The organism is Arthrobacter liuii (assembly GCF_014639275.1).
Lineage (GTDB): Bacteria > Actinomycetota > Actinomycetes > Actinomycetales > Micrococcaceae > Arthrobacter > Arthrobacter liuii.
In genome coordinates, this window is sequence record NZ_BMFW01000013.1 from 14,715 (window position 1) to 30,947 (window position 16,233).

Annotated in this window: 14 protein-coding genes, 1 tRNA gene and 1 pseudogene; 13 read left to right on the forward strand and 3 right to left on the reverse strand. The window is 66.2% G+C overall.

The window, feature by feature from the left end; genetic code table 11:
* The first annotated feature begins 33 nt into the window (after positions 1-33).
* On the forward strand, positions 34-1,938 hold the full coding sequence (locus tag IEW19_RS13605; protein WP_188572163.1) for an AMP-binding protein: 1,905 nt from the start codon (positions 34-36) through the stop codon (positions 1,936-1,938).
* A 30-nt stretch (positions 1,939-1,968) separates the two neighbouring features.
* Here IEW19_RS13605 and IEW19_RS13610 read toward each other — a convergent pair whose 3' ends face one another.
* Together IEW19_RS13610 and IEW19_RS13615 are read right to left on the reverse strand one after the other, a co-directional pair.
* Positions 1,969-2,682: a response regulator gene (locus tag IEW19_RS13610; RefSeq protein ID WP_188572164.1), complete on the reverse strand. Its 714-nt coding sequence runs from the start codon at positions 2,680-2,682 to the stop codon at positions 1,969-1,971.
* Positions 2,679-4,313 carry a sensor histidine kinase gene (locus tag IEW19_RS13615; RefSeq protein WP_188572165.1) on the reverse strand — a complete coding sequence of 545 codons (1,635 nt, stop codon included), beginning with the start codon at positions 4,311-4,313 and terminating at the stop codon, positions 2,679-2,681. The genes IEW19_RS13610 and IEW19_RS13615 overlap by 4 nt, the downstream gene beginning before the upstream one ends.
* A gap of 159 nt (positions 4,314-4,472) precedes the next feature.
* Between IEW19_RS13615 and IEW19_RS13620 the strand changes: the two genes are divergently transcribed.
* The 10 genes and pseudogenes from IEW19_RS13620 to IEW19_RS13665 all read left to right on the forward strand — a co-directional run bounded on the left by IEW19_RS13620 (position 4,473) and on the right by IEW19_RS13665 (position 14,096).
* Positions 4,473-5,819, forward strand: coding sequence for a cation:dicarboxylate symporter family transporter (locus tag IEW19_RS13620; protein WP_188572166.1), 1,347 nt, complete (start codon positions 4,473-4,475; stop codon positions 5,817-5,819).
* 229 nt (positions 5,820-6,048) lie between these two features.
* Positions 6,049-6,948, forward strand: a complete 900-nt coding sequence (locus IEW19_RS13625) for a ParA family protein (protein WP_188572167.1) — start codon at positions 6,049-6,051, stop codon at positions 6,946-6,948.
* A gap of 7 nt (positions 6,949-6,955) precedes the next feature.
* On the forward strand, positions 6,956-7,771 hold the full coding sequence (locus IEW19_RS13630) for a segregation and condensation protein A (protein WP_188572168.1): 816 nt from the start codon (positions 6,956-6,958) through the stop codon (positions 7,769-7,771).
* A gap of 32 nt (positions 7,772-7,803) precedes the next feature.
* Positions 7,804-8,457, forward strand: a complete 654-nt coding sequence (gene scpB / locus IEW19_RS13635; protein WP_188572232.1) for an SMC-Scp complex subunit ScpB — start codon at positions 7,804-7,806, stop codon at positions 8,455-8,457.
* A gap of 125 nt (positions 8,458-8,582) precedes the next feature.
* Positions 8,583-9,791 carry a pseudouridine synthase gene (locus IEW19_RS13640; protein ID WP_188572169.1) on the forward strand — a complete coding sequence of 403 codons (1,209 nt, stop codon included), beginning with the start codon at positions 8,583-8,585 and terminating at the stop codon, positions 9,789-9,791.
* Between the two features lie 3 nt (positions 9,792-9,794).
* Positions 9,795-10,904, forward strand: a complete 1,110-nt coding sequence (locus tag IEW19_RS13645; RefSeq protein ID WP_188572170.1) for a prephenate dehydrogenase — start codon at positions 9,795-9,797, stop codon at positions 10,902-10,904.
* Entirely contained in the window at positions 10,904-11,617 is a 714-nt protein-coding gene (cmk, locus tag IEW19_RS13650; protein ID WP_188572171.1) for a (d)CMP kinase, read from the forward strand. Before IEW19_RS13645 ends, cmk begins: the two co-directional genes overlap by 1 nt.
* 31 nt (positions 11,618-11,648) lie before the next feature.
* A pseudogene (locus IEW19_RS13655) lies at positions 11,649-12,327 on the forward strand (lysophospholipid acyltransferase family protein).
* Between the two features lie 10 nt (positions 12,328-12,337).
* Complete coding sequence (gene der / locus IEW19_RS13660) at positions 12,338-13,885, forward strand: ribosome biogenesis GTPase Der (RefSeq protein WP_188572172.1); 1,548 nt, start codon at positions 12,338-12,340, stop codon at positions 13,883-13,885.
* Between the two features lie 137 nt (positions 13,886-14,022).
* Positions 14,023-14,096: transfer RNA gene (locus IEW19_RS13665), tRNA-Pro, on the forward strand.
* A 79-nt stretch (positions 14,097-14,175) separates the two neighbouring features.
* Here the strand turns inward: IEW19_RS13665 and IEW19_RS13670 are convergent.
* Complete coding sequence (locus IEW19_RS13670; protein ID WP_188572173.1) at positions 14,176-15,045, reverse strand: Fpg/Nei family DNA glycosylase; 870 nt, start codon at positions 15,043-15,045, stop codon at positions 14,176-14,178.
* A gap of 168 nt (positions 15,046-15,213) precedes the next feature.
* On the opposite strand from IEW19_RS13670, the gene gcvH reads away from it, so the two are divergent.
* A complete protein-coding gene (gcvH, locus tag IEW19_RS13675; protein WP_188572174.1) occupies positions 15,214-15,600 on the forward strand; it encodes a glycine cleavage system protein GcvH in 387 nt (128 codons plus the stop codon).
* A 156-nt stretch (positions 15,601-15,756) separates the two neighbouring features.
* Entirely contained in the window at positions 15,757-16,233 is a 477-nt protein-coding gene (locus IEW19_RS13680) for an FHA domain-containing protein (RefSeq protein WP_188572175.1), read from the forward strand.

Here is a 16,233-nt window from a genome sequence, read left to right on the forward strand (position 1 = left end):
GCTGCATCACAATGTCGTGGACGGGATTACCTCATGGTCATCAACAGCTACCGGGACAGCTACCGGCGCAGCGTGGAACAACCCGAAGAATTCTGGCTGGAAGCAGCGGAAAAGATTTCCTGGAACACCCCGCCGGGCCGGGCCCTGGACTCCAGCCGGGCGCCCTTGTACAGCTGGTTTCCCGAGGGGACGCTGAACACCTGCTACAACGCCCTGGACCGTCACGTTGCCGCGGGCCGTGGAGGCCAGGACGCCCTGATCTACGACTCCGCCATGCTCGGCTCGCAGCAGCGCTTCAGCTACGCAGAGCTCACCGAACTCGTCGCCCGCTTCGCCGGGGTGCTGCGCAGCCACGGCGTGCGCAAAGGGGACCGCGTGGTGATCTACATGCCGATGATCCCGGAAGCCGCCATCGCCATGCTCGCCACCGCCAGGCTGGGGGCGGTCCACTCGGTGGTCTTTGGGGGATTTGCGCCCAAGGAGCTCGCCGCACGGATCCGCGATGCAGCCCCGGCTGCGGTGGTCACCGCCTCGGGTGGGATCGAACCTTCACGACGCATCGAGTACCTGCCGGCGGTCGCGGAGGCGCTCGAGTTGGCCGGCGCGCCGGACATCCCCGTGCTGGTCAAGGCGCGCGACGGTTTCGCCTCCGCCGTGTCGGACCACACCGGCTGGCTCGACTGGGACACGGAAGCGGCAGCCGCGGACCCGGCCGCCCCGGTGGACGTGAAGGCCACGGACCCGCTCTACATCCTTTACACGTCGGGCACCACCGGAACGCCCAAGGGCGTGGTGCGTGACAACGGCGGCCACGCCGTCGCCCTGCGCTGGACGCTGGAGAACATCTACGACGTCGGACCCGGCGACGTCCTGTGGACCGCCTCTGACGTCGGCTGGGTGGTGGGGCACTCGTACATCGTCTACGGTCCGCTGCTGGCCGGTGCCACGACAGTGATGTACGAAGGCAAGCCGGTGGGCACCCCGGACGCGGGCGCATTCTGGCGCGTAGTCCAGGACCACAGGGTCAACGTGCTGTTCACTGCCCCCACGGCGCTGCGGGCCATCCGCAAAGCCGACCCCGAGGCGAAGCTGCTGGATAAATACGACATCTCCAGCCTGCGCACGCTGTTCGCGGCCGGCGAGCGGCTGGACACGGACACGTTCCACTGGGCATCCCGGGTCCTCGGCGTGCCGGTGGTGGACCACTGGTGGCAGACCGAGACCGGCTGGGCCATCTGCGCCAACCCGCGGGGCCTGGACGGGCTCCCGATCAAGGCTGGTTCGCCCAGCGTCCCCATGCCGGGCTTCAGGCTGCGGATCCTTGACGGTGCGGGCGGGGAAGTCGAGCCGGGAACCGAAGGCAACATCGTCCTGGGGCTGCCGCTGCCGCCGGGTACCCTGACTACGCTGTGGGGAAACGACGAACGCTACATCTCCTCCTACCTGACGGCCTTCGAGGGCTCCTATGCCACGGGCGATTCCGGATACCGCGATGAGGACGGGTATCTCTTCGTCATGGGCCGCACCGACGACATCATCAACGTTGCCGGCCACCGGCTCTCCACGGGCGCCATGGAACAGGTGATCGGCCAGCACCCCGCCATTGCCGAGTGCGCGGTGATCGGCCTGGCCGATCCGCTGAAGGGCCAACGCCCAAGCGGCTACGTGGTGCTCAAATCAGGGGTAGACATCCCCGGAGACGTGTTGGCCAGGGACCTGGTGGCACTGGTCCGGCGCGATATTGGTGCGGTTGCGGACTTCAAGCACGTGACCGTGGTGGAGGCCCTGCCCAAGACCCGTTCGGGGAAGATCCTCCGCAAGACCATGCGCCAAATAGCAGACGGCGAGGAGTACACGGTGCCGTCCACCATCGAAGATCCGGGGGTCATCGACCAGCTGATCGGCATTCTCCGGGCGGGCGGGGCCCAAGCTGGCTGAGGGCTGGCCTGGGGTCCGCCCTCCCACTCCTCAGCGGGCGTTCCAGCGGTATTCGTTTTCCGGCCTGCCGGGGGTGCCGTAGCGGGCGGTCCGGGAAACCGTGCCGGCGTCGGCAAGGTACTCCAGGTAGCGCCGCGCCGTCACGCGGGACATGCCCAAGGCATCCATGACCTCGGTGGCGGACACCGCTTCCGGCTGCCGGCGGAGGAATTCCTGGACTGAGCCGAGCGTCGAGGTGGAGAGGCCCTTGGGGAGCGGGAGCTCGGACGGCGCCCGGAGGCTGGCGAAGGCCTGGTCCACCTCGCTTTGCGATGCACCCCCCTTGCCGGGTCCACCGCCGGAGCCGGCCAGCTGCTGCCGGAACTGGCGGTAGTTCTCCAGCTTGTCCGAGAAGGTGGCGAACGTGAAGGGCTTGATCAAGTACTGGACCACGCCGATGGCCACAGCGCTCCGGACGATCGCCAGCTCGCGCACAGCGGTGATGGCGATGATGTCCGCGAGTATCCCGGCTGAACGCATCCGCCGGGCGATGTCCAGGCCATGCAGGTCGGGCAGGTTCATGTCCAGCAGGACAAGTTCCACCGGCTCTCCCGCAGCCACGAATTCGTTCATCAGCCGCAGGGCGGACTGGCCGTCGGGTGCGGTTCCGGCGAGCTCGAATCCTTCCACCCGCCCCACGTACGCGGCGTGGGCTGCCGAAGCGATGGCCTCGTCTTCGACGACGAGGACCCGGATGTTGCTCACTGTCTGTGCTCCTTCTCCGCGGACACCGCTGCGGGCAGGAAAACTTCGAACTTGGCGCCGCGCCGGCCGTTAATGGCCAGCGTACCGCCCAAACGCTGCACCGCCTGCCGGACCAGTGCCAGGCCAATGCCCCGGCCCCCTGACCCCGCGGGCTTCGTGCTGAATCCGTGCCGGAGGATCTTTTCCGAGTCCGCGGGGTCGATGGGTTTCCCGGAATCATTGACTGCCAGGTCCAGTCCTTCCTCGTCGGCCTCCAGCGTCAGTTCCACCCGCCGGGGCGGGGGCGCGTCCGCAGCGGCATCAATGGCGTTGTCCAGCAGGTTGCCCAGGATTGTCACCAGGTCCTGGACGGCGACTCCCGGCGCCGCGCCGGAACCCAGGGTGGAGAGCTCCAGCTGGACGCCGCGCTCGTGGGCCTCGGCCACCTTGCCCATGACCAGGGCGGCCAGCACCGGCTCATTGATCGAGTTCACCATGTCGTCCGTCAACTGCTGGCTCAGTGCCAAATCCTGGGTGGCGTAGTCCAGGGCTTCCCCGGTCCGGCCGAGTTCGAGGAGGGAAACCATCGTGTGGAGCCGGTTGGCGTGCTCATGGGTCTGGGCCCGCAGTGCGTCGGACAAAGTCTGCATGGTCTGCAATTCGTTGCCCAGCGCTTCGATTTCGGTCCGGTCCCGGAGGGTTGCCACTGTTCCGTACACCGGAATCTTGCCGCGAGTGCCCGGGGATTCCGGGCCTTTTGCGGGCCCTTGGTTGACTACCAGCACGCGGGAGCCCGTGAGCACCATCTCGTCCTTGGTGGTGCGTCCGGAATCAAACAGGCTGCGTAGTTCGCTGTCGAGCGGGAGTTCGGCCAGCGACGGCGGCCTGGTGGGATCGTTGCTGCCGGTTTCGCGCAGGCCCAGCAACTCGGCAGCCTGGTCGTTGTACATGACCACGCGCTTCCGGGCATCAATAAGGATCAGCCCCTCGCGGACGGAGTGGAGTACAGACTCGTAGTAGGCAAACAGCTGGGCCAACTGTTCCGGTCCCCAGCCGAGGGTCACCCGGCGGAGGTACCTGCCCAGCAGCCAGGACGCCAGGGAGCCGCCGGCCAGCAGCGCCATGCCGAGCGCCAGCAGGACAGGCAGCCGCCCTTCGAAGGCGACGTCCACGCTGCGGACGGTGACGCCCACTGCCACCAGCGCCTTCACTGCTCCCGCCCCATCCTTCACCGGAACGATGGTCCGCACGGACGGCCCCAGGGTGCCGGCAGTGACTTCCGTGAAGGTCCGTCCCTGCAGGGCAGCATCGATGGAACCGATATACGGGCGGCCCAGTTCCTCGTCCCGCGGATGCGTCCAGCGGGTCCGGTCCGGGGCCATGATGGTGATGAAGTCGACGCCGGCCGCGGCGGTTACGTCCTTGGCGTAAGGCTGCAGGAGGGCCGAAGGGTTGGATGTGGCTGCGGCCTGGAGCACCAGGGGATTGGCGGCGATCGAAGCCGCTACGCCCTGCATCCGGCGGCCGGCTTCTTCATAGGTGCGGTCCCGCGCGTCGACGTAGGCAGCAGTTCCCCCGATCGCGATGAAGGACACCACGATGAGCAGGTTCGCCACGAAGAGCCTGCGGGCGATACTCCAGCGGTGGATCATGCGTACCTCCAAGGGCGCTTTGCGGGTGCCGCGACCAATATGAACGCAACGGTGAGCTGGATCACGGCGTGGCCAATGATGGATATCACACCGCTAGGACGTGTCGAGCCCAGAGACTGTGCCGCAGCGTCTATCAGAATATCCACAAGGAGACACATCATGGCTTCTCAAAGAGGAGAGTCCACCGGCACCGCGACAACGCGGCGCAAGGGCCTGGACAAGTCGCACTACCTCTACATCGCCGTTATCGCGGCCGTCGTCCTGGGTGCGGTGGTGGGCCTGCTCTTTCCGGAGGTCGGCAAGTCGCTCAAGCCCCTGGGCGACGGTTTCGTCAAGCTCATCAAGATGATGATCGCGCCGGTCATCTTCTGCACCATCGTCCTTGGCATCGGCTCGATTGCCAAGGCAGCGACCGTCGGCAAGGTCGGCGGCCTGGCGCTGCTGTACTTCATCATCATGTCCACGTTCGCCCTGGCCATCGGCCTGGTGGTGGGAAACCTCATCCACCCCGGTGAAGGCCTGAAGCTCACGCCTTACGACCCCAACAAGAAGGCCGCCACAGACAGCACGGTCGACTTCCTCATGGGAATCATCCCCAGCGACGTACCTGTCCTGCCCACGCTGCTGGCCGCCATCCTGGTGGGCTTCGCACTCCAGAAGATGGGCGCCCAGGGCGCCCCGATCCTCAGGGCCGTCGGCTACGGCCAGGCGCTGGTCTTCCGTATCCTCATCATGATCATGTGGCTCGCTCCCGTGGGTGCCTTCGGTGCGATCGCCGCCGTCGTCGGCGCCACCGGCGTCCAGGCCATCGTGAGCATGTTCACCCTCATGGTCGCCTTCTATATCACCTGCGCGCTCTTCATCGTGGTCATCCTCGGTGGCATGCTCCAGGTTGTGGCGGGCGTCAACATCTTCAAGCTGATGAAGTACCTGGCCCGTGAGTACCTCATCATCTTCTCCACCTCGTCCTCTGAAGCCGCTCTGCCGCGCCTCATCGCCAAGATGGAACACCTGGGTGTTTCCAAGCCCGTTGTTGGCGTCACCGTCCCCACCGGCTACTCCTTCAACCTTGACGGAACCGCCATCTACCTGACGATGGCCTCGCTCTTCGTCGCCAACGCCATGGGAACCCCGCTGGACCTCGGCGCCCAGATCTCGCTCCTGGTCTTCATGATCATCGCCTCCAAGGGCGCTGCCGGTGTCACCGGTGCAGGCCTGGCCACCCTCGCAGCAGGGCTGCAGGCACACCGGCCGGAACTGCTCGGTGGTGTGGGCATCATCGTCGGCATCGACCGCTTCATGTCCGAAGCCCGGGCCCTGACCAACTTCACCGGCAATGCCGTGGCCACGGTACTGATCGGGACCTGGGTCAAGGAGATCGACGGCGAACAGGTCAGCCGCGTCCTCTCCGGCGAGACACCCTTCGATGAGCAGACCATGATCGCCGGCCACGGCGAGATGGCGCCGAAGGAAGAAGGCGCCCGGACGGTCGCCGCCTCCGCCTGACCCTGATGGTCGCAGAATGAAAAACCGCCCCCGCAGCCGTGCTGCGGGGGCGGTTTTCTGCTTCAACGCAAACCAACCTTCGACCTCAACTAGAGGGTCAAGGCTCAACATCCGCGGAAAGTCAAGTTCCCTCGAATGCCGTGTCGGGCGCTGTAACCTAGGGAGCAGAACGAACGGCGCTGCGAGCCAGCGGCAGGAAACCATCGTCATCGAAAGTGTGGATAGATACGTGAGCAGCGAACAGGGTTCAGCAACTCTGGAGGGCACGGAATTCGACCTGGAAAACGCGGTGATGGGCCCCACTGGGCGCCCGTACCGCGAGTTCCCGGAACCTGCGCCGCTGTCCTCCCACGGTCCGGCCCGCGTCATCGCCATGGTCAACCAGAAGGGTGGCGTCGGGAAGACCACCTCCACCATCAACCTTGCCGCGGCGCTCGCCGAATACGGCCGCCGTGTCCTGCTGGTGGACTTCGACCCCCAAGGCGCGTTGTCCGCCGGCCTGGGCGTCAACCCGCATGAACTGGACCTGACCGTCTACAACGTCCTGATGGACCGCAAGGTGGACATCCGCGACGCCATCCACCAGACCGGTGTCGAGAACGTGGACCTGCTGCCGGCCAACATCGACCTCTCCGCCGCGGAAGTGCAGCTGGTCAACGAGGTGGCGCGTGAGCAGGTCCTGGACCGTGCGCTCAAGAAGGTCGAAGACGATTACGATGTCGTCCTCATCGACTGCCAGCCTTCCCTGGGACTCCTGACCGTCAACGCCCTCACGGCGTCCCACGGCGTCATCATCCCGCTCATTTGCGAGTTCTTCGCCCTCCGCGCCGTGGCGCTCCTGGTGGAAACCATCGACAAGGTCCAGGACCGGCTGAACCCGCGCCTGCAGGTGGACGGCGTGCTGGCCACCATGTATGACGCCCGGACACTGCACAGCCGCGAAGTCATCACCCGGCTCGTGGAGGCGTTCGGCGACAAGGTGTTCGAAACCGTCATCAAGCGCTCCATCAAGTTCGCAGATGCCACCGTGGCCGCGGAGCCCATCACCAGCTACGCCGGAAACCACGTGGGTGCGGACGCCTACCGCCGGCTCGCCAAGGAGCTGATCTCCCGCGGCGGCGCACCCTAGCCACGCCGTGGCCGAATCCAAACCTGGCTTTGAGGTGCGGCTGGCCAACTTTACAGGGCCGTTCGACCTCCTCCTGGGACTGATCGCCAAGCACCAGTTGGACATCACCGAAGTGGCCATCGCCACCGTCACCGATGAGTTCATCAAGTACATCCGGAAGCTGCAGCGGCTCGGTGAAGAGTGGGCCCTGGACGAGGCGAGCGAGTTCCTGGTAATTGCCGCCACCCTGCTTGACCTTAAAGCGGCACGGCTCCTCCCGGCCGGTGAAGTCGAGGACGACGAGGACATCGCCCTGCTGGAAGCCCGGGACCTCCTCTTTGCCCGGCTGCTCCAGTACAAGGCGTTCAAACAGGTGGCAGGCATCCTGGGCGAAACCCTGCACCTGGAAGGCCTGCGGTTTCCACGGCAGGTGGCGCTTGAGGAACACTTCGCGGCCATGCTTCCCGAACTGGTCTGGAAACATACGCCACAACAGTTCGCTGCGCTGGCTGAGGCCGCGCTCCGGCCCAAGGCGCCTGCGCAACCACCCCAGGTGGCTCTTGGCCACCTGCACGGCAGCAATGTCAGTGTCAAGGAACAGGCCGAAGTGTTGGGAAGCCGGCTGCAGTACGAGTCGCCGCTGACCTTCCGTTCCCTGATTGCCGACGCCGAATCCACCTTGGTGGTGGTGGCCCGGTTCCTGGCCCTCCTGGAACTGTTCCGGGATAGGGCCGTCTCCTTCGACCAGCTGTCCCCGCTGGCGGAGCTTGCCGTCCACTGGACGGCCGAAGGCCAGGGCTGGTCGGCGGAAAACCTGAGCGAAGAATATGAGGAGCAACTGTGAACCCACAAACCCAGGACAGGGAGCGGGATGACGTGGAGCCGCAGGACGACTTCGGCCACGGCCGGGATTTCGCCGATCTCCCCGGCGGCGCAAAGGCTGCCCTTGAGGCGGTGCTCATGGTCCTGGACGAACCCGCCACGGAGGAGGAGCTGGGCGCAGGGGTTGGCCTGACGGTCGGTGCTGTCCGCTCCCTGCTGGCAGAACTGCAGCGTGATTATAACGGCTATACTGTTAACGCCCCGGAGATGGAGAGTGCCAGCAATGCTGGCATCGGTTCCAGCCCCCGGGGTTTTGAATTGCGGAACATCGCCGGTGGCTGGCGGATCTACTCGCGCGCCGAGTTTGCCGACATTGTTGGCAAGTACGTGCTTGAGGGGCAGACTGCCAGGCTCACCCAGGCGGCGTTGGAAACACTGGCAGTCATCGCGTACCGCCAGCCGGTTTCCCGGGCGCGTGTGTCTGCAATTCGCGGGGTCAATGTTGATTCCGTCGTACGGACGCTGGCCCAGCGCGGGCTGATCGAGGACGCGGGAACAGATCCCGAGTCAGGCGCGATCCTGTACCGGACTACTTCGTATTTCCTCGAACGGATGGGAATCGGGTCGGTGGGGGACTTGCCCCAACTGTCGCCGCACCTTCCGGGGCTCGACGGGATCGCAGAGTTCTACGACGCCGGGACTATGTAGGCAGGGCCCCTGCCGGCACCGGTCCACGCAGCAGGTTTATTTATCAGGGCAGACGAAAGTCTGCACGGCTGGCTAGGGTTGTCCTTGGACACCTCTGCCGGCCAAAACACATTGAAGGACGGGTCATGACACAGGCGGGACGCCAGGGTTCACCACGTAACGGTTCAGGACGCGGCGGGAACGAACGCAACAATTCCCAGCAGCGCAATTCACAGGGCGGCAGCTTCGGCGCAGGCTCCCGCGGCGGGACAGGGAACCGCACCGCAGGGTTCGGCGGGGACCGTCCGCACCGCGCGCCCAAGCCGCGCGAGGAACGCTTCGTCGACCCCGATCTCGCAGGGGACCAGCCCGGACGTGGAGCTGAGGGCGCCAGGGGTGCCAAGCCGTCGTCGCGCAAGCCTGCTGCCCGCAAGCCCGGTGCCAAGAAGGCCCCCGGAACTCCCGGGGCCCCCAAGGCCAAGCCGCGTACAGGCGCGCCCGGCGCAGCAGCTTCGCGCGCCTTCGGCAGCGAACGCTTCGGCCAGAACCTGGGTCCGGTCCGCAAACCGGCCCGGAAAAAGGGCCCCCGCGGCAACGTTCCCCAGTCCGAACTGCACGACGCCGACGGCGTGCGCCTCCAAAAAGTGATGGCGTCGGCAGGAGTCGCGTCCCGGCGCGTCTGCGAGGAGATGATCGCAGAGGGCCGCGTTGAGGTGGACGGGCAGGTTGTCACCGAGCTCGGTGTCCGCGTCGATCCCAAGACCGCCGTCATCCACGTTGACGGCCTGCGGATCCAGCTGGATGAGAACCTGGTCTACATGGTGTTCAACAAGCCCAAGGGCGTGGTGTCCACCATGGAGGACCCCGAAGGCCGGCCCTGCATCAGCGATTTCCTGAAAAGCAACAAGAACACCGGCGAACGCCTCTTCCACGTGGGGCGGCTGGACGTCGCCACCGAAGGCCTGCTGCTGCTGACCAACGACGGCGAACTGGCCAACCGGCTGACGCACCCGTCCTACGAAGTTCCCAAGACCTACCTGGTCCAGGTCCGCGGACCGTTCCCGCAGGGTGTCGGCGCCCAGTTGAAGTCCGGTGTTGAACTGGAGGACGGCTTCGCTTCCGTTGACTCCTTCCGCCTGGTGGACTCCACCCCGGGCCACGTGCTGATCGAGGTTGTGCTCCACTCGGGCAAGAACCGGATCGTCCGCCGCCTCTTCGATGCTGTCGGCTTCCCGGTCCAGCGGCTGGTCCGCGTCAAGGTGGGCCCCATCGGCCTCGGGGACCAGCGCCAGGGCAGCATCCGCAACCTGGGCAAGCAGGAAGTCGGCCACCTGCTGGCATCCGTAGGGCTCTGACGCATGTCCGCGTTCAAAAGCCAGGGCCGCGGCCATCTGGATGGCCCGGTGGTGGTCATCGGTACCGGCCTGCTGGGCACCAGCATCGGACTGGGCCTGCGGGGGCGCGGCGTACCGGTCTTCCTTTCCGATCCGTCTCCCACCAACCAGGCGGTGGCGGTGGACATCGGTGCCGGGCGTCCCTTGCCGGAGCTGGGCAGCGGCAAGCCCCAGCTCGTGGTGGTTGCCGCTCCGCCGGACGTTACTGCCGACGTCGTGTGCCAGTCGCTGGCTGACTACCCCGACGCCGTCGTAGTGGACATCGCCAGCGTGAAGTCGGACATCCTGTCCCGGCTCCGCGGCCTCGGCGCGGACCTCTCGCGCTACGTCGGCACCCACCCCATGGCCGGCCGGGAGAAATCCGGTCCCGTGGCGGCGCGCGGTGAGCTGTTTACCTCCATGCCCTGGGTGCTCTGCCCGTCGGAGGAGACTTCGGGCCCTGCCCTGCAAGTGGCCCGTTCGCTCGCCTCGGACCTGGGGGCGGTGGTTTCACAGTTCAGCGCGGACGAACACGATGAAGCCGTCGCGCTGGTTTCGCACCTGCCCCAGATCATGTCGTCCCTGCTGGCCAGCCGCCTTCAGGGGACGCCGCTGCATGCCTTGTCCCTGGCCGGCAACGGCCTGCGCGACGTCACCCGGATCGCCGCCAGCGACCCGAAGCTGTGGGTGCAGATCCTGGGTAGCAACGCGGCCAAGGTCGTCCAGATCCTTTACGGTGTCCGCGAGGACCTGAACCGCCTCATCGCCACCCTTGAACAGCCCACCGCACCAGGAGCCCGGCTGGATCTGGCCCAGCTCATCAGTGAAGGCAACGCCGGCCAGGCCCGGATCCCCGGCAAGCACGGCGGGCCGCCGCAGGCATACTCCTGGCTCACCATCCTGGTGGATGACAAGCCGGGCCAGATCGCGCAGCTACTGACCGAAATCGGTGAAATCGGTGTGAACGTCGAGGATCTCCGGCTGGACCATTCCTCCGGACAGAACGTCGGCATGGTGGAATTGTCCGTGTTGCCCAGTAAGCACGACCACCTGATCGAAGCTCTCAACGACCGTGGATGGCGGGTACTTCAGTAATGACACAGGAACTTCTCGACACTTTGCCCGCGCTTCGCGTCGGACGGCCGTTGGTGGTTGCCATCGATGGGCCGTCCGGTTCCGGCAAGTCCAGCGTCAGCAAGGAAGTCGCGCGCCGGCTCCGGCTTGCCTACCTGGACACGGGTGCCATGTACCGCGCCCTCACGTGGCACTGCGTCACCAGCGGCATCGACCTCGAAGACGGTGCCGCGGTGGAGCAGGCGTCCCGGGATTTGGTCCTGGAACTGAGCACCAGTCCGCAGGAGGAATACGTCCGGGTGGGCGGGGTGGACGTCACCGACGCCATCCGTGAACCCGCCATCTCCTCGGCCGTCAGCGCCGTCGCCACCACCCTCGGTGCGCGGACTGAACTGATCCGGCGGCAGCGGGACCTGATCGAAAAGCACCACCGCCGAATGGTGGTGGAGGGCCGGGACATCACCACCGTCGTCGCGCCCGGGGCTGAGGTGCGCATGCTCCTCACCGCCAGCGAGGAAGCCCGCCTGCGCCGGCGCGGCATCCAGCTGGGCGGGACGCAGGACGCCGAGCAGCTGGCAGCCCAGGTGACGCACAGGGACGCGAAGGACTCAACGGTGGTGAATTTCACCCAGGCCGCCTCCGGTGTGGTGACGTTGGACTCCTCCAACCTGGACTTCGAACAGACCGTGGACGCTGCCCTTGTGATCGTCACCAAGGTCCTCAACCGTGACTGACGCCGCGGCCGGCCTGCCGTCCGGGCTGACTATGGCCTGGAGCAGGCCGGTGGGCTGTGTCCTGGACCACCTGGTCTACCGGACCACCGTGACCGGCCGGAGCAACGTTCCCACCGGCGGCCCGGTGATCTTCGCCGGCAACCACATCAGCTTCCTGGACGGGCCGGTGATGTTCGGTGCGGCACCGCGGCCCATGCACATCCTGGTGAAGCAGGAAATGTTCAAGGGTTTCCTGGGCCGCGTGCTCACCGCCTCCGGGCAGCTTCCCGTGGACCGGCGCGGCGACCGGGCAGCGCTGCAGCGCTGCAAGGACGTGCTCGACGCCGGACGTTGCGTTGGGATTCTTCCCGAGGGGACGCGGGGGAGCGGGGCAGCCGCGGACATCAACGGCGGCGTGGCCTGGCTGGCGCTCAACTCCGGGGCGCCGGTGGTTCCGGTCGCCATCCTGGGCACCCGGCAGGGCGACGAGCACCTGGACTTCGTTCCGCGGCCCGGGCGGCGCTTCCACGTCAGCTTCGGATCAGCCCTTACCCTGGCCCGCCGGGCCGGAGAAAGCGGCCGTGCTTCAATGGACAGGGCGGCGCAGGAAATCCGTGCAGCACTGGCAGGGCACGTCCAGGACTCCATCCAATTCAGCGGACAGCCCCTGCCCTTCACGGACCACAAAGACTTGACAGCAGTAGCCGGGGACGCCGGCAGATGACCACTAAGGACAATGCAATGAGCGACACGACCCAGTCTTCCGGGCATTCCGGCGCCGACGACGAATACACACCCACAGGCACCGACCAGGTTGCCGAACGGCTGGCAGCGATTGGCGACGACGAAGCGGAGCTGCGTGCGGCCTCGCTCCGGGCCGGCCTGGAAGACTACGAGCTTGACGAGGACGACGCCGCCCTGCTGAGCGGCGAGTACGCCGACGAGGACTTCGAAGGTCCCCTCAAGCTGGATCCCGTCCTGGCAATCATCGGCCGGCCAAACGTGGGAAAGTCCACCCTGGTAAACCGCATCCTGGGCCGCCGCGAAGCCGTGGTGGAGGACACTCCCGGCGTCACCCGTGACCGCGTGATGTACTCGGCACACTGGAACGGGCGCAACTTCACCCTGGTGGACACCGGTGGGTGGGAACACGACGCCCGCGGGATCCATGCCCGCGTGGCTGAGCAGGCCGAGATGGCTGTTGAACTGGCGGACGCCGTGCTGTTCGTCGTGGACTCCGCCGTCGGCGCCACAGCCACTGATGAAGGCGTCATGAAGATGCTCCGCCGCAGCAAGAAGCCGGTCATCATGGTGGCCAACAAGGTGGACGACTTTGCCCAGGAAGCCGACAGCGCCGCACTGTGGGGCCTCGGCTTCGGCGAGCCCTACCCGGTGTCCGCCCTGCATGGCCGGGGCGTGGCCGACCTCCTGGACCATGTCATGGACGTCCTGCCCGAGTTCTCCACCATCGAAGGCGTGGAGCGCTCCGGCGGCCCCCGCCGCATAGCCCTGATCGGGCGGCCCAACGTGGGCAAGTCCTCCCTGCTGAACAAGCTGGCCGGATCAGAACGCGTGGTGGTGGACAACACCGCCGGCACCACCCGTGACCCCGTGGACGAATTTATCGAACTCGGCGGCCGCACCTGGCGCTTCGTGGACACCGCCGGTATCCGGCGCCGCCAGCACATGGCCCAGGGCGCCGACTTCTATGCCTCCCTCCGGACACAGGCCGCGCTCGAGAAGGCGGAGGTCGCCGTCGTGCTCCTCGCCGTGGACGAGGTCCTCAGCGAGCAGGACGTCCGCATCCTGCAGCTGGCCATCGAGTCCGGCCGTGCCCTGGTCCTGGCGTTCAACAAGTGGGACCTGCTCGACGACGAACGCCGCCGCTACCTGGAGCGTGAAATCGAGCAGGACCTGGCCCACGTCGAATGGGCGCCGCGCGTCAATATCTCGGCTAAGACCGGCTGGCACAAGGACCGCCTGGTCCCCGCCCTGGACCTGGCGCTGGAGAACTGGGACAGGCGGATCCCCACCGGACGCCTCAACGCCTTCCTGGGCGAGCTCGTAGCCGCCCACCCGCACCCGGTCCGTGGCGGCAAGCAGCCCCGCATCCTCTTCGGCACCCAGGCCTCCAGCCGCCCGCCGAAGTTCGTGCTGTTCACCACGGGGTTCCTGGATCCCGGGTACCGCCGGTTCATCACCCGCCGGCTGCGCGAAACCTTCGGGTTCGAGGGCACGCCGATCGAGGTCAGCATGCGCGTGCGCGAGAAGCGTGGCCGGAAGCGTTAATTGAGACACACCTTGGGACTGATCACCGGAAAGTGTCACTGGCACCCCTCCGGATCGTGTAAGCTCTTCTAGGTGGTTCGGCCGGACTGCTGATGAAAACCCTCGGGTTTGAGTTCAGCGGAGAACGGCGGAACCAGCGGGCTGTAGCGCAGCTTGGTAGCGCACTTGACTGGGGGTCAAGGGGTCGCAGGTTCAAATCCTGTCAGCCCGACCCGAAAGCGGAAAGCGCCGGAGAATCTCTCCGGCGCTTTCCGCTTTTTTGGCTGCCTGCGTTGGTTTGGGGCCAGCCCCTATTTCAGGAACTTCGAGGTCCTGCGGTCCGCCAGGATCTTGCCCTTTGTCTGGCAGGTGGGACAATACTGCAGCGCCGTGTCCGCAAACGAAACCTCGCGTACGGTGTCACCGCACACCGGGCACGGCTGGCCGGTGCGGGCGTGAACCCGCATGTGGCTGCGTTTGACGTCCTTCAGGTCCTTCGGCGGCTTGCCGGCCGCCTCTGCCAGCGCTTCGCCCAACACGCTGTGGATGGCGTCGTACAGCACCTGTACCGTTTCCCGGTCCAGGGATTTTGCGATGGCGAACGGCGAGATCCGCGCGGCGTGCAGGATCTCGTCGCTGTACGCGTTGCCGATGCCCGCGATAACGCCCTGGCTGCGCAGGAGCCCCTTGACCTGCTGCGAACTGCCGCCCAGGATCTCCGCCAGCATGTCGGCGTCGAACGCCTCGGTGAAGGGATCCGGACCCAGCGTGGCGATGCCGGGCACTTCCTGCGGATCGCGCACTACGTAAACGGCCAGGCTCTTCTTGGTGCCCGCTTCCGTCAGGTCCAGGCCGCGCGGCCCGTCCGGGCCGGAGAACGCGCACCGGACCGCGATCATGCCCTTTCCCATCCGGAGTTGGCTGCCGGCGGGGGAGTCCGTGAAGCGAACCCAGCCGGCGCGCGCCAGGTGGAACACCAGGGAGATGCCGTCCGTATCGATGCTGATGAACTTTCCGAACCGGCGGACGCCGGACACCGTGCGGCCCTCGAGGGCGCTGAAGGGCGGGTCGGCCGTCTTGAGCACGGCAAAGGAGACGATCTGCAGTTTGGTGACCATACAGCCCCGCAGCTGTTCGCCAAGGAACCCGGCCAGGCCGGCGACTTCAGGCAGTTCCGGCATGGCCTACCCGCCCTCACCCAAGGATGCTGCACCGGTGCTTGGATTCATGGGCTCCATCTTGTCAGAAACGCCCGCGCCCGCCCCGGCAGTTATGCCTATACTTTCAGCGGCGGCCCGATTTCCGGGTCCCTTGTGACAGTGGCGTGTAGCCCCGATGAAAGGCCCCCCATGAGCAACATTCCCGAAGACCTGTCCTACACCGCCGAACATGAATGGGTCACCGCCCCGAATGCCGAAGGCGTGGTCCGCGTGGGAATCACGGATTTTGCCCAGGACGCCCTTGGGGATGTCGTCTACGCCCAGATGCCCGAAGTCGGCACCAAGATTACGGCAAACGAAGTGGTGGGCGAGGTCGAGTCCACGAAGAGCGTGAGCGACATCTACGCACCCGTTTCCGGTGAAGTGGTGGCCCGCAACGACTCCCTGGACAGCGATTCGGCCCTGATCAACACCGATCCGTACGGCGACGGCTGGCTCATCGAGGTCAAACTCGCCGAACCCGACGCCGTTGAGTCTTTGCTCAGTGCATCCGAGTACGAACAACAGGTAGGCTAAAGCTAACCGGTATTTCCGGTCCGGCCCCGGGTCGCAGGCAAGGCGTCTTCGCACGTCAGCCCCGGATCGGGAGCCGGTGCCGGACCTGCCGGACAGGGCCGGAGAGTAAACGTTGGTTGCGGGTTTGAGGCCCGCAACGTCAAAGAGGAGGAATCCATGGCTGGCCACAGACACAACCCTGCCGATGGGGATCACGGCACGGGTGCGGCTAGGGCGTCGGAGACCACCTCGATCCATCTCACCCCCGTGAACGTCGAACCCACCATCGCCCCCAAGCTCTCCATGGATGAGCGCAACTCGGTGGAGGCGCTGCCTGCCGGTTCGGCGCTGCTCGTGGCCCACAGTGGCCCGAATGCCGGTGCCCGGTTCCTGCTGGATTCGGACGTGACCACCGCGGGCCGCCACCCGGACGCGGATATCTTCCTGGACGACGTCACGGTGTCCCGCCGCCACGTCGAGTTCCGGCGCACCGCACGCAGCTTTGAAGTCGTTGACAAGAACAGCCTCAATGGCACCTACGTCAACCATGACCGAGTGGACAGCGTGGAGCTGAAGTCCGGCAGTGAAGTCCAGATCGGCAAGTTTCGCCTCACCTTCTACCTGAGCCCTGCCACGGCTGCAGGCCGCGGCTGA